The organism is Metabacillus rhizolycopersici, from assembly GCF_020075705.1.
Genome location: NZ_JAIQUM010000002.1, coordinates 89,208 through 104,239, shown reverse-complemented (window position 1 = coordinate 104,239; position 15,032 = coordinate 89,208). Strand labels below are relative to the sequence as shown.

Annotated in this window: 17 protein-coding genes; 14 read left to right on the top strand and 3 right to left on the bottom strand. The window is 35.3% G+C overall.

What is annotated here, in order from left to right; translation table 11 throughout:
* Positions 1-199: 199 nt before the first annotated feature.
* On the bottom strand, positions 200-439 hold the full coding sequence (locus K9V48_RS01555; protein ID WP_111615527.1) for a YhdB family protein: 240 nt from the start codon (positions 437-439) through the stop codon (positions 200-202).
* 164 nt (positions 440-603) lie between these two features.
* Here K9V48_RS01555 and K9V48_RS01550 point away from each other — a divergent pair, with 164 nt between their 5' ends.
* From K9V48_RS01550 to ade, 3 genes are all read left to right on the top strand, one after another.
* Complete coding sequence (locus tag K9V48_RS01550) at positions 604-1,578, top strand: M14 family metallopeptidase (RefSeq protein ID WP_224136302.1); 975 nt, start codon at positions 604-606, stop codon at positions 1,576-1,578.
* Between the two features lie 96 nt (positions 1,579-1,674).
* Complete coding sequence (locus K9V48_RS01545) at positions 1,675-2,031, top strand: DUF3889 domain-containing protein (protein ID WP_224136300.1); 357 nt, start codon at positions 1,675-1,677, stop codon at positions 2,029-2,031.
* Positions 2,032-2,414: 383 nt separating this feature from the next.
* On the top strand, positions 2,415-4,139 hold the full coding sequence (gene ade / locus K9V48_RS01540; protein ID WP_224136298.1) for an adenine deaminase: 1,725 nt from the start codon (positions 2,415-2,417) through the stop codon (positions 4,137-4,139).
* Between the two features lie 528 nt (positions 4,140-4,667).
* On the opposite strand, the gene K9V48_RS01535 is transcribed toward ade, so the two are convergent.
* On the bottom strand, positions 4,668-5,111 hold the full coding sequence (locus tag K9V48_RS01535) for an RrF2 family transcriptional regulator (RefSeq protein WP_224136296.1): 444 nt from the start codon (positions 5,109-5,111) through the stop codon (positions 4,668-4,670).
* Positions 5,112-5,451: 340 nt separating this feature from the next.
* Here K9V48_RS01535 and K9V48_RS01530 point away from each other — a divergent pair, with 340 nt between their 5' ends.
* From K9V48_RS01530 to arsC, 9 genes are all read left to right on the top strand, one after another.
* On the top strand, positions 5,452-5,880 hold the full coding sequence (locus K9V48_RS01530; protein WP_224136294.1) for a ferritin-like domain-containing protein: 429 nt from the start codon (positions 5,452-5,454) through the stop codon (positions 5,878-5,880).
* A 393-nt stretch (positions 5,881-6,273) separates the two neighbouring features.
* The gene (locus K9V48_RS01525; protein ID WP_224136292.1) at positions 6,274-7,686 is read left to right on the top strand and encodes a SpoVR family protein; all 1,413 of its coding nucleotides are present in this window, start codon (positions 6,274-6,276) and stop codon (positions 7,684-7,686) included.
* A gap of 135 nt (positions 7,687-7,821) precedes the next feature.
* Positions 7,822-8,196, top strand: coding sequence for a fluoride efflux transporter CrcB (gene crcB / locus K9V48_RS01520; protein WP_224136290.1), 375 nt, complete (start codon positions 7,822-7,824; stop codon positions 8,194-8,196).
* The gene (gene crcB / locus K9V48_RS01515) at positions 8,196-8,564 is read left to right on the top strand and encodes a fluoride efflux transporter CrcB (protein WP_224136423.1); all 369 of its coding nucleotides are present in this window, start codon (positions 8,196-8,198) and stop codon (positions 8,562-8,564) included. The genes crcB (K9V48_RS01520) and crcB (K9V48_RS01515) overlap by 1 nt, the downstream gene beginning before the upstream one ends.
* Before the next feature lie 208 nt (positions 8,565-8,772).
* On the top strand, positions 8,773-9,420 hold the full coding sequence (locus K9V48_RS01510) for a class I SAM-dependent methyltransferase (protein ID WP_224136281.1): 648 nt from the start codon (positions 8,773-8,775) through the stop codon (positions 9,418-9,420).
* Positions 9,421-9,533: 113 nt separating this feature from the next.
* Entirely contained in the window at positions 9,534-10,571 is a 1,038-nt protein-coding gene (locus K9V48_RS01505; RefSeq protein ID WP_224136280.1) for an FUSC family protein, read from the top strand.
* A gap of 140 nt (positions 10,572-10,711) precedes the next feature.
* Positions 10,712-11,056 (top strand): ArsR/SmtB family transcription factor, encoded by a 345-nt coding sequence (locus K9V48_RS01500; protein ID WP_224136278.1) that lies wholly within the window; start codon positions 10,712-10,714, stop codon positions 11,054-11,056.
* 14 nt (positions 11,057-11,070) lie between these two features.
* Positions 11,071-12,369, top strand: coding sequence for an arsenic transporter (locus tag K9V48_RS01495; protein ID WP_224136276.1), 1,299 nt, complete (start codon positions 11,071-11,073; stop codon positions 12,367-12,369).
* 24 nt (positions 12,370-12,393) lie between these two features.
* Complete coding sequence (arsC, locus tag K9V48_RS01490; protein WP_224136274.1) at positions 12,394-12,813, top strand: arsenate reductase (thioredoxin); 420 nt, start codon at positions 12,394-12,396, stop codon at positions 12,811-12,813.
* A gap of 243 nt (positions 12,814-13,056) precedes the next feature.
* On the opposite strand, the gene K9V48_RS01485 is transcribed toward arsC, so the two are convergent.
* On the bottom strand, positions 13,057-13,383 hold the full coding sequence (locus K9V48_RS01485) for a YnfA family protein (protein ID WP_224136272.1): 327 nt from the start codon (positions 13,381-13,383) through the stop codon (positions 13,057-13,059).
* Between the two features lie 396 nt (positions 13,384-13,779).
* On the opposite strand from K9V48_RS01485, the gene K9V48_RS01480 reads away from it, so the two are divergent.
* Entirely contained in the window at positions 13,780-14,325 is a 546-nt protein-coding gene (locus K9V48_RS01480; protein ID WP_224136271.1) for a hypothetical protein, read from the top strand.
* Positions 14,326-14,356: 31 nt separating this feature from the next.
* The gene (locus K9V48_RS01475) at positions 14,357-14,851 is read left to right on the top strand and encodes a hypothetical protein (protein ID WP_263432691.1); all 495 of its coding nucleotides are present in this window, start codon (positions 14,357-14,359) and stop codon (positions 14,849-14,851) included.
* Positions 14,852-15,032 lie beyond the last annotated feature (181 nt).

Sequence of the window (15,032 nt, the reverse complement as noted above, 5' to 3'; positions counted from 1 at the left end):
TTCTTTTGTACATTGTAAATAGATTGTAGAAGGTGTATAGAAATGCAAAAAAAAGCTGACATTCGATAGTAAGATACATACTATCCAAGTGCCAGCTTCTTTTTCAATGTTTGACCTTAGTTTTCGGATTAAACTGAATTGTAGTCTCGCACGAATAAATAAGCTTATGTTTGAGTACAATCAAACTGCATCCGTTAATTTATACCTGTTGAAGATATTCCATCTCCTGTGGTTCACCAGCGTGATCAATATATCTAAGCAATGAATATAACTGTTTTTCGACTTCCTTGTAGTCGTTTTCGTAGTTATATGCATGTAAAAAAAGTTCAATTTTCTTAGAAAGAAAATCGTCTTTTGTTCGGACCATTAATATGAGTAGGTTATCCCATTGTGAACGATGTGTGTAATACAGTGCCTTATCGTAATCAACATTGTTCAATTGTATCCCTCCATCTTAAGGAGATATGATTATTGTATGTGTTTTTCCTTTTTTCTTACTGTGAAAAACTTGGTGATTTTGTTAAAACGGGTTTGGAAGTCATTTCCCTTATAAAAAGAAAATGGAATGGAAAAATAAAAAGAAAAAGGGTGTTGTACATAAAAATGCTGAGAACGTTTTTTTTATTGTTTTTCTTTTTCTTTGTAGTTATTACTCATGGTCATGCTGCCACAACAGAAAAGTATACATATGAGCGAATGAAGGATCACTTACAAGAATTTGCTAAAACATACCAGTTAGAGATGAAATCAATCGGCAAATCCGAATTTGGAAGAGATCTTTTAGCCGTTAAGGTTGGAAATGGCGCACAATCGATTTTTATAACAGGTAGTCATCATGGACGAGAGTGGCTCTCAACACATGTCATCATGAAGATGATTGAAGAATATGCATTGGCATTTGAGGAAGGTAACTCGTTATATGGACATGATTCTAATGTATTGGATAGTATATCAATTTGGTTTGTCCCCATGGTCAATCCTGACGGTGTGACAATCCAACAAGAAGGCATAAAAAAGCTGCCACTTCTATTACAAGATGTATATGTAGGGATGAATGAAGGGAAAGAAGACTTTTCAAGATGGAAGGCAAATGGGTTAGGTGTGGATCTTAATCGTCAATATCCAGCTGGTTGGGAAAGAATAGAGGGGAACCGGACAAATGCATCTTATTCACATTACAAAGGACAAATGTCTCTTGAAGCAAAAGAAACAAAAGCACTTTTGTCCTTCACTAAACAAATCAATCCTTTGATATCAGCCTCTTACCATACATCCGGTCGTGTCATTTATTGGTACTATTTTAATGAAATTTGGAATCTTCAACGGGATTATCGATTAGTTGAAAAGATTGCAGACGTAACGGGATATACAATTGAATATCCACCAAGTAATGCAATTGGAGGGGGGTTCACTGATTGGTTTATTCAAACATATAAAAGACCAGCGGTAACAATCGAGCTTAGTTTTCCCGTTGAAGAAACAAATCCTCCTATTTCAGTTTTTGATGAAGAGTGGGACCGAAATAAAGAAGTAGGGCTCGTTATGGCAAAGTATGCAGTACGTGAATTTTTGCAGTGATGCGAAAAAGGATTGTCACACTCTGTATTTTTAGATAAGAATATGATTTTAAAAATTGGGGTAAATTAATGGCAGTATTAAAGGAGGATGGAGGAAATGATGAAAAAGAATGCCGTATCAAAAATACTTTTCACATTAGTAGCACTAACGCTTATTTTAACAGCCGGCATAAAAGCATATGGAGAACAGAATGTTGAGGAAGTTGATTATGAAAAGTGGAGTCGGATTGCACTTTCATCTGTAAAGGAAAAGTATCCTGATTCACAACTTATTGATTACAAATATGTAAAACGTGAAGCCGTTAATGAAGAAGAAGCAAAGGATATATTCCATGTTAAGGTAAAGCAAAGGAATGAAGTATTTATTGTAAATGTCGATGTGGTGTTTAATCCGAAAACAGCCAAACTTATAACAGTGAATGTAGTAAAAATAAAAGGCGCTCCTAGTTTATAGGAGCGTTTTTTGGTCTTTAAGGGAATAGAGAAGTGATTGATATCCACTCCAACGCTTTTTTTACTGGCTTTTGCGAAAATCGTTCGTTAGAATAAATGTAATAAATGGGTAGTATAAGTGTAGCAATTTGTCAGTAGCAAGAGGGATGGCTAAACTGATAGTAAGGGGTTTATGCTATTGCAGGAGAATATGGTTTAAATAAATATTCAACTCGTAAATGCTACAGCTTCTCTTACAGTTGAGAAATTAGGGCCCAACAAGGAATGCCAACTTTTCATGAAGTTAAAAATCGTTTAGAAGGTTAAAGTAAATAACAATTAGCAAGGTGGTAGAGTTATTTGTAGATAACTTATCCGCCTTCTTTTTATAAACGGAGGATGGGTATGATGAATTTAATTTCAGACTTAATTGAAAAAGCTAAAAATATTCAAACAGTAGATCTTATTTTAAAGAACGGTGAGATTGTCGATGTGTTTTCTTTAGAAATCTTTAAAGCTGATGTTGCTATATATCGAGGGTATATTGTTGGAATTGGTCATTTTGAATCAAATGAAAAAGCAATTGATGTATCAAATCAATACATAATTCCTGGATTAATTGATGGACATATTCATATTGAATCAACAATGGTGAGACCAGCCGAATTCTCTCGAGCAATCATAAAGCATGGAATCACAACAGTTGTCACAGATCCACATGAAATTGCAAATGTATCAGGGGTAGAAGGAATTAAATTCATGATAGATGATGCTTCAAATTCTATTGTGGATATCTTAATGAAACTTCCATCTAGTGTTCCTGCAACAAGATTTGAGAACAACGGGGCAACAGTCTCCGCTCAAGATTTGAAAGGATTTTTGGCATATGATGAGGTCATTGGTTTAGCTGAGGTAATGGATTATCCTTCAGTTGTGAATGTAGAACAATCTTTGATGGAAAAAATTGAAATGGTTAGAAAAAAGCAAGGAATCATTGATGGCCATGCCGCGGGTTTAAGTGATGAAGTACTAGATATATATAGTATAGCTTCGATAAGAAATGACCATGAGGCTGTCAATGTGCATGAGGCAATAACTCGAGTGAGGAAAGGTTTTAACGTCTTAGTAAGAGAAGGTTCTGCTGCCAAAGATTTATTAGCAATTTTACTTGCTATTACAGAAAAAAATAGTACGAGATTTTCCTTTTGCACAGATGATAAACATCTTGATGAATTAATTGCTGAAGGGACAATAAATCACGCAATAAAACTTGCTGTTAAAAACGGGCTTAATCCTCTCATTGCAATCCAAATGGCAACCATTAATAATGCAGTATGCCATGGAATTGAAAACAAAGGTGCTGTAGCGCCAGGATATATTGCAGATTTATTAATAGTCGATAATCTTCATGATTTAACCATTCATAAAGTAATCAAAAATGGCAAAATTATTAACGTAAATAGCACGTTAAATTATGAACAAGTAGCTATTCCGATATCAATTATGCAATCGGTAAACATCCAACCAATCACAAAAAAAATGTTGCAAATACCACTTGAAGAAGGTCAAAAGGCAAATATTATCGAGATTTTACCAGGGAAAATAATCACAAGAAAAAGAGTTGACCATGTAGATATTGAAGCGGGCTGTTTTAAAAGCAATTTAGAAAAGGATTATGTAAAAATGCTTGTATGTGAACGACATCATCATACTGGTAATGTTGGTTTAGGGATTGTTCACGGGACAAAAATAAAATCTGGAGCAATTGCATCAACAATAGCTCACGATTCACATAATATTGTAGCAGCTGGTACGAATGACGAGGATATGATCGTCGCAATCGAAGCATTACGTAACATGCAAGGTGGTTTAGCGATCGTTGATAAAGGTGAAATTTTGGCGCAAGTTCAACTTCCAATCGCAGGGTTAATGTCTGATCAACCGTATGAAATGGTAGTGGATCAACTATTAAGCTTACATGAAAATCTTGAAAAAGTTGTGGGTAACCAATCACAAAATCTTTTTATGATTTTATCCTTTTTATGTTTACCTGTCATCCCAGAAATAAAATTAACGGATAAAGGATTATTTGATGTTACTGCATTTGAGCATATTAACGTTGGGATATAGAATTATGAAAAACGTCAAACAACGATTAAAATAGAAATACTTGCTGGTATTGTCAGTACTGGGTATTGGTATTAATGCAATGTTCACTTTTACTTTTGTAAAGGCAATGGAGTGGCGGCCTACCTAACTATATCAAGGCTTATTTGCTGGCTTCCCCCTGCGAAGTTTGAGTTATAAGTTTATGTTCTTGATATAAATTACCGCTTGCTAAAATAGCATTTAATGGCACTTATACTATATAAATATGGCGAACGAAAAGAGCCAATCTCTTCACTATGAAAGGAAATTGGCCTTTTTCGTTCGTATTTTTTAATTTGACAGCTATTTGAGCAAATCAGTTTTTTAATATTTAAATTCATCGTTTAGAGCGTTTTAGATTTGTCTGCACTAGGGATATGAAGGCTGAAGAAAAGTTACTGGAGTATGAAAAGAGATAGGCCCTTGAGAATCATGATAAACAGAGAAAAAAGCTGGACTTTTAGATAATGGGATATCATTTACCGTTCTCCGACGCATTCTCTTAAGTATCTACTCTTTTTTCATCGAGAAATAAGCCAATAACGAATCTTGATTCGTAACCAAATCAGCTAAGGTATACTGATCAAGTACATCTAAGTATGCAAGTAATGCTTTATTTAGAACATGCTTTAGACCACAGACGGGAGAGATGATACATTGGTTACGATCATCGTCAAAGCATTCAACAATATGGAAATCTTCTTCTGTTTTGCGGACGACTTCTCCGATATTAATGTCAGCTGGGGAGTGAGCTAAGCGTATTCCGCCATTCCGTCCACGAATCGTTTCAATTATATTCATTTTGCCTAGTTCATAGGTAACCTTCATCAAATGGTTCTTTGAAATATTATAAATGTCCGCAATTTCTTTTATATTAGAAAGTTCATTTTCGGGTTTTGTTGCTAAATAAATTAATATCCTAAGCGAGTAATCAGTGTAATTTGTTAATCTCATGAAAAATACCTCACATATTAAAATAAACGAATTTATCCGACATGAAAGAGAATAGATATCAATTTCATAGGAAGCCTCATTCAATCTTACCACATTTCATTCCCAATTCTTCAATCAATGAACTTAATTTTACAGATTGCTACATTGGATCGTCAGTTTTTGGTGTTCTATAACAAGGGTGTTGGTAAGTATGAATCTAGTATCTTTGTTTCTCGAATGGATTTTCAATAGACAACAGCTAAGTGAAATGCAAGTGTTCGCGTTAAAACTATGGCTTTATCTAGGCATCTTCCTCTTTTAACATTCGTAAGATAAAGGAGTGGAAAAGGGAGGTTAACATATGTATTATTACGATAACTCAAATAGACAAACAAATAAGTTGATATCTAATATCGAAAAGGCGATTAATGGGGAGTATAGTGCGATTCATTGTTACACGAAGTTGGCAGAACTGGCTTCAAGTGAAGGGGTAAGAAAACAAATTCTTGAAATTCGTCAAGATGAAGTGAAACATTTTCAACAGTTTGTTCAAATTTATGGCAGTTTAACTGGACGTCAGCCAGAACCAAAAGTTAGTGAAAAATGTCCCAACACCTATTTGAATGGCTTGGAATTCGCCTTAAAAGATGAGCAACAGACAGTGGATTTTTATTTAGAGATTTCAGATGAGGCAACAAACCAGTTTGTGAAAGAAGCTTTTCAAAGAGCAGCAGCAGATGAACAAAATCATGCAGTATGGTTTTTATACTATTTTGTGAAAGCGAAATAGTTTCTAACGCTTTATCCCGCATTAACGGGCAGTAATACCCCCACCTCTAAGCTTGAGTGGATCACAAAGAGGCGAAGGTGGAGGATAACTAACTGCCCGTAAAAGCCCGATAAGTCTCGCTATCCATCAGTGGGGTATAAGGAAAACCCCACTGATGGAAGTCTCGCTTTATCGCATTCGTAACGGACAGTAAAATCCTAACCTCAAGATTTAGTGAGAAAGAAGAGGGGGGTCTTTTAATTGTAATCAATCGTTTTTTTCGTCCAACCATGAACGAGAGAAGATCTTCTACTATGATTTTGCTTTTAAAGGCACCACTACATCATTGGTCATTAGCATCTTTTCTCCTTTAGGCTCATACATTATGTTAAGAATAGGCTTAGGGGGGAGACCATGAAAGATTCTGATCAAAAGGCCCTTGAATATGCAATTGGGGAAATAACAGAGATCGCAAAAGGGTTTGGGCTAGATTTTTACCCAATGAGATACGAAATTTGTCCTGCTGATATTATTTATACATTTGGCGCTTATGGTATGCCAACACGATTTTCACATTGGAGCTTTGGAAAACAATTTCATAAAATGAAGCTTCAATATGATTTAGGATTAAGCAAAATATATGAGCTAGTTATAAATTCAGACCCTTGCTATGCATTTTTATTAGATACAAACTCTCTTATCCAAAATAAATTGATTGTAGCCCACGTTTTAGCTCATTGTGATTTCTTTAAGAATAATGCACGTTTCGGTAATACGAAGCGTGAGATGGTTGAAAGTATGTCAGCAACGGCAGAGAGAATTAAGCAGTATGAAATTCAATACGGAAGACAGGAAGTAGAAACGTTTTTAGATGCGGTCCTTTCGATTGAAGAGCATATTGATCCGTCACTTGTTCGTCCAAAACTAGCGTGGTCTATTAATGATATAGATGTAGAAGAAGAGGAAAAAACAATTACCCCATATGATGACCTTTGGAAGCTTGATCATAAACAAGAGCCAGTTCGTTCAGTGAAAAAGAAAAAGCGGAAGATTCCACCAGCTCCAGAAAAGGATATCCTATTATTTATTGAAGAATACAGTCGGGAGCTTGAAGATTGGCAACGTGACATTTTAACGATGATGCGTGAGGAAATGCTATACTTTTGGCCACAGCTTGAAACGAAAATCATGAACGAAGGCTGGGCATCTTACTGGCATCAACGAATCATCCGTGAATTAGATTTATCATCTGCTGAATCAATTGAATTTGCTAAGCTAAATGCGGGTGTTGTCCAACCGTCTAAAACGAGTATTAATCCTTATTATTTAGGTTTGAAAATCTTTGAGGATATTGAGGAACGCTATAACAATCCAACGGAAGAGATGAAAAAATTCGGTGCAAAACCTGGATCAGGTCGGGAAAAAATGTTTGAGGTACGCGAAGTTGAATCAGATATATCATTTATTCGTAATTATTTAACGAAGGACCTTGTCATGCGCGAGGATATGTATCTGTTTCAAAAACAAGGCCGAGATTACAAGGTTGTAGATAAGCAGTGGGAAGCGGTTCGTGATCAACTTATTAGTATGCGAGTAAATGGCGGATTTCCTTATATCACTGTTAATGATGGAGACTACTTGAAAAACAATGAACTTTATTTAAAACATTGGTTTGAGGATATTGAGCTAGATCTAAAGTATTTAGAAAAAGTTATGCCGTATGTGTACCAACTTTGGGGGCGTCCGGTTCATTTGGAAAGTGTGTTAGAGAGTAAGCCAGTGCTGTTTACGTATGATGGGAAGAGTGTTTCGCGGAAATATTTATAAGGGATATTGTGTGTTCAGTAGCCTTTTAAATTGAAACAACAAAGATAGTGTTTACTTTTAACTGTCATTGGCTAAAGACTCCTGCTAGTATTATTAGCAGGAGTCTTTTTTATTATCTAATCGGGAGAGATCATAATGGTTTATTTATATGTAGGCATCGCGGGTTTTTTAGGTGCAATTTTACGATATTTGATTGGAATCTCTTTTTTTATGAATAGTTCGTTTCCTTATGCGACATTAAGCATTAATCTATTCGGAAGCTTCTTATTGTCATGGCTCACGACCAATTTCTTTAAGAGATTTTCCCTTTCCTCTTCGCTGAAAACTGCTATCGGAACAGGGTTTGTTGGCTCATTTACAACATTCTCAACATTAAGTGTTGAAACGGTCGAGTTGTTTGAAAGTGGGAGGTTTCTAATAGGAATTCTCTATATTTTTGTCAGTATTGCTGGAGGTTTACTGATGAGTCGATTAGGTTTTAAAGTTAGTATGGAGGAACAACAGTCGTGATGCTAATTCATCTATTATTGGTAGGGGTTGGAGGCTTTTTTGGAGCAATAGCCCGTTTTTATCTTAGTCAAATGTTAAATAATAAATCCTCATTCCGAATCCCGATCGGTACTCTTACTGTAAATTTAGTGGGCGCCTTTATATTGGGCATTATCACAGGGATAGAAGCTAATACAATGATTGCCCTTTTCTTTGGGACAGGTTTTATGGGTGCTTTTACTACCTTTTCTACCCTCAAATTAGAAATGATACAGTTGTATGTAAAGAAATATAAAAGGGAATTTTTAATTTATACAGGAATCACCTATGGTGGTGGACTTATCGTCGCTTATCTTGGATACATAATTGGTGCTTTATTTGCTTCATAAAGCTTGTTGCTTGGAAAGTATTTTGTAGAAATATCCATAAGGAATGGAAAGTCATTGCATGTTCAATGGCTTTTTTGAGTTTAACATTTACAGAATTATGTAATTAAATTAAAATACATTTATATATGATTATATATTCATATATAAATGTATGGTGAAGGACAGAAAATTTTCACGAAAAAAAGTGTGTTTTAGGGAGGAGAAAAATTTGAATAATAGTTGGAATAAGTTTATTTACAAAATATGGTCTCCGTTTTATGACCGTTTTTTTAATTCAGAAATGTTTGTAAAGGCACGAAAGAAAGTATTTAAAGATGTCCAACTTGAAGCAGGTAGTAAAATCCTCTTTGTTGGAGTAGGGACGGGAGCAGATCTTCCTTTTTTCTTGAACAAAGGATATGAAATAGTTGCGATTGATTATTCTATTGATATGCTAAGAATCGCAAAAGCGAAATATGGCCATTGTTCAGTTGAATTTTTAGAAATGGACGCACAAAAGCTTGAATTTAAAGACGAATCTTTTGATTTTATTGTAGCTAATCTCATCCTAAGTGTTGTACCAGATCCACACAAAACCTTAAACGAGATGCTAAGAGTATTGAAAAATGAAGGGGAGTTTTTGGTGTTAGATAAGTTTGTACCGCAGGAGAAAAAGCTAACGGTTGCTCAAAGATTCATACGTCCTTTTATAAAATTATTAGGTACGGATATAGGTTTAGATTTTTATCATGTTTTACAAAGTGTCGAGAATAAGTGCTTAGTTTATCAAGATGAAAAGGTTATGATGAATGGTTTCTATAGAAAGATAATGGGGATGAGGAAGGATGTTCAGAGAGAAGGAGATGTCAGCATTTGATAATTGAAAAATAGATATTTAACTACTGCAGAAAGTTAAAATGTATAGTTGTCCTCATACATAATGAAGATATATAGTAGAGTAGGTAGCTTTTTAGAGTGGAGGGTTTTATTTTGATTACTTTAGGTCCTCGAGCATTAAAGACGGGGGTTGCTGTGACAATTGCTTTATACATCTGTTACTACTTTGGACTAGAGCCTGCTGTTTTTTCAGGAATTGCCGCAGCTGTTTCTTTACAGCCCTCTATCTATCGAACGTGGAAACAAATGCTCGATCAGCTTATGACCAATACATTAGGTGCCATTATTGCGTTATTCGCTGTATCCTTTTTAGGAGATAATCCCGTCATTATAGGTGTTGTCTTAATTATTGTTATATTAATAAGTCTAAAATTAAAAATGGAGAGCAATATCATTTCGCTTACATTAGTTACAGTTTTAGCAATCATGAGTGCACCGGGAAATGAAGATTGGTTATTTACATTAAACCGTTTTGTCATCATTATGATCGGAATATTTTCAGCTTTTCTTATCAATGTCTTACTTTTTCCACCAAAGTTCAAACAAAGTTATTATAAAAAGGTACAGGGAGCTTTTCAAACTTTGTCTCTACTTCTTAGAACAGCCATTTCTAATGAGCTGACAGAAAAAACCTTTAAAGAAAATTGGGAGATATTAAAAAAAGATATTGAAAAACTTGAAGAGCTTTATCGGATATTTGATGAAGAAAGAGAGAAAATGTCTAAAATAAATCCCTTAGATGTTAGACAAATTGTCGTGTTTAAACAAATGCTAAGGACCATTAAGCAAGGAGAAGGTGTTTTAGAACTAATAGATGAACATTACTTCCAAAGTAAAACAAAGGTGGAAGAGAATAAGCTATTTGATCAGTATCTTGAACATTTGATAAAGTGCCACGAGTATTATTTTTTAAAGTATGAAGGAAAAGTGAAAATTGAAGATTCCGATACCATTTCAATAAATGAGGAAGAGTTGAAGTTATTTTTTGAGCAGCTACTTATCAATTATAAAGAGGATCCTGATCATAAAATGAGAATCATAACAGTTGGAGTTTCTGTCATTGAATATGCGTTTCAATTACAAAGGTTTAATAAAGTATTGGATGGTTATATAAAGAGGGCTACTGATTAACTAAGAGAGTGTAGAGATTGGCTAGGATAACTTGCTAATGATTATCTACACTTGCCTGTTTTGTTGTTTGAAAATATGAATTTCCTATTGAATATATAAGTGTATTATTATATATTAATATTTGGTTTAGGAGGTGTACGATGTTGGAAATGTCAATTGAAATTGAAAAGGCAGCAACCATCCTCAAGTTGCTTGGGGATAAAACAAGGCTAACAATGGTGAAAATGTTGGAATCCCATGATTATTGTGTATGTGAGTTTGTAGCGATTTTTCAAATGAGTCAACCTGCCATTAGTCAACACCTTCGTAAATTAAAGGATGCAGGGGTTGTGAAAGAGATGCGAAGAGGGCAATGGATTATTTACTCTGTAAATAAAAACAGTGATTATTATCCACTTGTTGAAAATGTCCTTCAACACCTTCCAAATCAGGATAACAAACTAAAGGAATTAGAAGAACAAGGTTTACGAATTTCGTGTGAATAACTGGAGGATGTAGCATGACATCAGTAGTATTAGCGTCGATGATCTTTTTACTCACTCTCACACTTGTCATATGGCAACCAAAAGGCTTATCCATTGGTTGGTCTGCTTGTGGTGGAGCGATTTTAGCTCTTTTAGTAGGTGTTGTTGATTTTAAAGATGTCATTGATGTGACCTCAATTGTATGGAACGCAACGTTAACTTTTGTTGCAATTATTATTATTTCTCTTATCTTAGATGAGATTGGCTTTTTCGAATGGGCCGCTTTACATATGGCAAGAGCGGCGAAAGGGAATGGCATTAAAATGTTTGTTTATGTAAGTATTCTCGGTGCCATTGTCGCTGCCTTTTTCGCGAACGATGGAGCTGCACTAATACTTACGCCGATTGTTCTTGCGATGGTAAGGAATTTGAACTTTAGTGAGAAAATGGTGTTTCCATTCATTATGGCTAGTGGATTCATTGCAGATACGACTTCACTTCCATTAGTGGTAAGTAACTTAGTTAATATCGTTTCTGCTGACTTTTTTGGGATTGGCTTTGTTGAATATGCTTCAAGGATGATTATTCCGAACTTTTTCTCTCTTGGAGCAAGCATAGTGGTATTATATATCTTTTTCCGTAAAAGCATTCCCAAAAATTACGAATTAACCCAATTGAAACAACCTGTTGAAGTAATCCGTGATCAAAAGATGTTCCAATTGTCTTGGATTGTTTTAGGAATCTTATTAATTGGGTATTTCTCTAGTGAATTTATCGGAATCCCAGTTTCAATTATTGCGGGAATAGTTGCGATTTTCTTTCTAATCATGGCGAAAAGAAGTCCGGTGGTCAATACGAGAACTGTTATAAAAGGTGCACCATGGGCAATCGTATTTTTCTCAATTGGGATGTATGTCGTTGTTTACAGCTTGAGAAATGTTGGATTAACTGATGTTTTAGTAGACGTCATTCAAATGACAGCTGATCAGGGGCTGTTTGTTGCAACAATTGGAATGGGCTTTATCGCAGCCATCCTATCTTCAGTTATGAATAACTTGCCAACTGTCATGATTGACGCACTTGCGATTTCGGAGACGAATACGAGCGGTTTGATTAGAGAAGCTCTCATTTATGCAAATGTGATTGGTTCTGACTTAGGTCCAAAAATTACACCAATAGGCTCACTTGCCACATTGCTTTGGTTACATGTTTTGACTTTTAAAGGTGTAAAAATTTCCTGGGGTACTTACTTTAAAACAGGAATCATCTTAACAATTCCGACGTTGTTAATTACACTCGCTGGATTATATATTTGGTTACTTATTATTCATTAATCTAACTAAAAAGGAGTAACGAACATGTCAAAAAAAACAATTTATTTCTTATGTACAGGAAATTCTTGCAGAAGCCAAATGGCAGAAGGCTGGGCAAAGAAACACTTAGGTAATGAGTGGGAAGTGAAAAGTGCAGGTATTGAAGCACATGGCCTAAACCCTAATGCAGTAAAAGCGATGAAAGAAGCTAATATTGATATATCAGATCAAACATCTGATATTATTGACTCTGAAATCTTAAATAATGCTCATCTTATTGTTACGTTATGTGGTGATGCGGCTGATAAATGTCCAATGACACCACCACATGCGAAACGCGAACACTGGGGCTTTGATGACCCAGCAAAGGCAAAAGGAACAGAAGAAGAAAAATGGGCGTTTTTTGAGCGTGTACGTGATGAAATTGGCGAAAGAATTGAACGCTTTGCAAAAACAGGAGAATAAAAGTGAGTTTCTTACAGAATTAAGGGGTAAGTAATTATTGTTGAGAATACTAGAAAAAGGCAGTCATTGACTACCTTTTTTAAGAGATAAGAAGAGTATAAATGTTTTTGACTTAGTTTTCGTGTCCAGTGCAAGCGTCTGCCCCCACTTGGGGCTAAGCCACTCAGGAATTGAAGGTAAAGAACACCTTCTATTCCTGAGTGGCTTATTTGCCCGAGGCTGAACAAGACGCTTGCGATATTCTTATTGTCTAGACGGCAATAACATAATAGAGACGCCAATTAAACAGACGATTGCACCAATCCAATCATAGATATCTGGTGTTTTCTTATCAACACCCCAACCCCAAAGTACGGATAGGATGATAAAAACCCCACCATAAGCTGCGTAAACTCGACCAAAAGAAGGAAATGATTGAAAGGTAGCAACCACTCCGTATATAGCTAAAGCTACACCACCAGTTATCCCGAAATAGAGTGGTTTACCTTCACGCAACCACAACCAAATAAGATAGCCTCCGCCAATTTCAGCTAATCCAGCTAGCAAAAATAAAAAAATAGTAACAAACATTTCATCAGCTCCAACAATCTACCTATTTTATATGAACATATCATAGGTTGAGTAGTTTTTGAAAATCTAAGGTACATAAACAATGTAATATTCTAGTGTCAAAGTAAGATACGTGATCAGGAAAATGTAAACAAAATAAGTAATTATGATAAAAAATAGGAAATCACTGTATTATGGGAGAAAAATAGATTGATTTTGTATATTATATTTGTATTAATTATTGGGGGATGTGGTTTATCCTTTCTAGCCAGAAGACCCCCATCTTTAAGACGAGCTAGCGGATAAGTGGGGGATGAATGGCTTTTTCTGTTGAAAAATTTTTGTTCAAATATGGTAAATCTGATCAACTTTTTGGTATAATAACCTTATCGAACATATATTCTAGGAGTGAGAGAAATGAAAAAGGCTTACTATTCAAAAAGAATCTATAAAAATATGTTGCCTAAAGTCTATGTAGATGCCATTTCTCACTCCCTTCTTTTGTTTAATCGTGCGAAACATTTTGCCTTTCAAACACAAGTGGTAGAAAAGCGTTCAGGGAAAAATAAGCTAGATAAATCCCTTCACTTAACGGTAAAAAAACGTTTTGATATGAATGATTATTACACCAATTCAGTTGTTCAGGAAGCAAATGCTTTGATGACATCTCAAAGTGAACTGAAAAAAATGTACATTTCTACGAAGGAAGAACAAATCAAATCCGTTAAAAAGAAAATCAAAACGACAAAAAGTAGAGTCACCACGCTAACCAAAATCAAACGCTCATTCATCAAAGGAAAACCATCTTTCAATAAAACCTCTCGGGAACAACAAAAAGGAAATTTTTTTGTCGTGCATTTCAAAAAGAAAACGGATATTTACTATCATGCTTATCAATTTGAACACCACTACTTAGATATCCAACTAAAAGCCCTTAAGAACCGATTAGGTCGATTTAGCTAGTAAACTTACTAAACCGCTTGTGATTGAAAAGTTGAACATAACGAAATCGAAAGGTCCAAATCCATACGGCAATAAAAAGGCGAATAAAAAAATGTCGATGTTCGCTTATCGTAAGCTGATTTCAGCTATCAAAAACCGTGCAGACAAAATGAATGTGGCTGTATTCGAAATAAATCCGGCCTATACAAGTCAAATTGGTAAAATCAAATATATGAAGCGATTGGGGATAAGTATTCACCAAGCAGCTTCTTATGTCATTGCGAGAAGAGCAATGGGATTCCAAGAAAAGCTTCCACCAGTGTTGCATTCCCTACTACCGGAGAAGATCGTAGGTCTACATCACTGGACGCAATGGAAGTGGATGTCAAGCTGCCTATCTGACGTACATACTCATTGTTTGTATCAGATAGAACTTTCGATTCCTAGCAAGCATTACTCGATGAGTGATCTTTTTCCTCCAGGGGCTCTTCCAAACTTGGTGGCAAAGGGTTTGTCTAAGAAAGAAAGTAGAAAAACCATTGCCTAGTTGAACGGGCAATGGTTTACTAAGTCACTTGGTATGTCCTTTTAGGAATCCCCTACCTCAAAAATTAGGTAGAATTTTAGGTGGGGGTAGTTCAATGGTCAGGAATGGCTCTAGCAGATAAAAACAAAAAGAATGAATTGTATTGCGGGGACCGATAGAAATCTAAATGGTAGAAAAATAT

What these genes read in the sequence shown, in the direction of transcription:
- K9V48_RS01550 (WP_224136302.1), top strand. Translation starts at nt 604, where the DNA reads ATGCTGAGAACGTTTTTTTTATTGTTTTTCTTTTTCTTTGTAGTTATT.
- K9V48_RS01545 (WP_224136300.1), top strand. Translation starts at nt 1,675, where the DNA reads ATGATGAAAAAGAATGCCGTATCAAAAATACTTTTCACATTAGTAGCA.
- ade (WP_224136298.1), top strand. Translation starts at nt 2,415, where the DNA reads ATGATGAATTTAATTTCAGACTTAATTGAAAAAGCTAAAAATATTCAA.
- K9V48_RS01535 (WP_224136296.1), bottom strand. Translation starts at nt 5,111, where the DNA reads ATGAGATTAACAAATTACACTGATTACTCGCTTAGGATATTAATTTAT.
- K9V48_RS01530 (WP_224136294.1), top strand. Translation starts at nt 5,452, where the DNA reads ATGTATTATTACGATAACTCAAATAGACAAACAAATAAGTTGATATCT.
- K9V48_RS01525 (WP_224136292.1), top strand. Translation starts at nt 6,274, where the DNA reads ATGAAAGATTCTGATCAAAAGGCCCTTGAATATGCAATTGGGGAAATA.
- crcB (WP_224136290.1), top strand. Translation starts at nt 7,822, where the DNA reads ATGGTTTATTTATATGTAGGCATCGCGGGTTTTTTAGGTGCAATTTTA.
- crcB (WP_224136423.1), top strand. Translation starts at nt 8,196, where the DNA reads ATGCTAATTCATCTATTATTGGTAGGGGTTGGAGGCTTTTTTGGAGCA.
- K9V48_RS01500 (WP_224136278.1), top strand. Translation starts at nt 10,712, where the DNA reads ATGTTGGAAATGTCAATTGAAATTGAAAAGGCAGCAACCATCCTCAAG.
- K9V48_RS01495 (WP_224136276.1), top strand. Translation starts at nt 11,071, where the DNA reads ATGACATCAGTAGTATTAGCGTCGATGATCTTTTTACTCACTCTCACA.
- arsC (WP_224136274.1), top strand. Translation starts at nt 12,394, where the DNA reads ATGTCAAAAAAAACAATTTATTTCTTATGTACAGGAAATTCTTGCAGA.
- K9V48_RS01485 (WP_224136272.1), bottom strand. Translation starts at nt 13,383, where the DNA reads ATGTTTGTTACTATTTTTTTATTTTTGCTAGCTGGATTAGCTGAAATT.
- K9V48_RS01480 (WP_224136271.1), top strand. Translation starts at nt 13,780, where the DNA reads ATGAAAAAGGCTTACTATTCAAAAAGAATCTATAAAAATATGTTGCCT.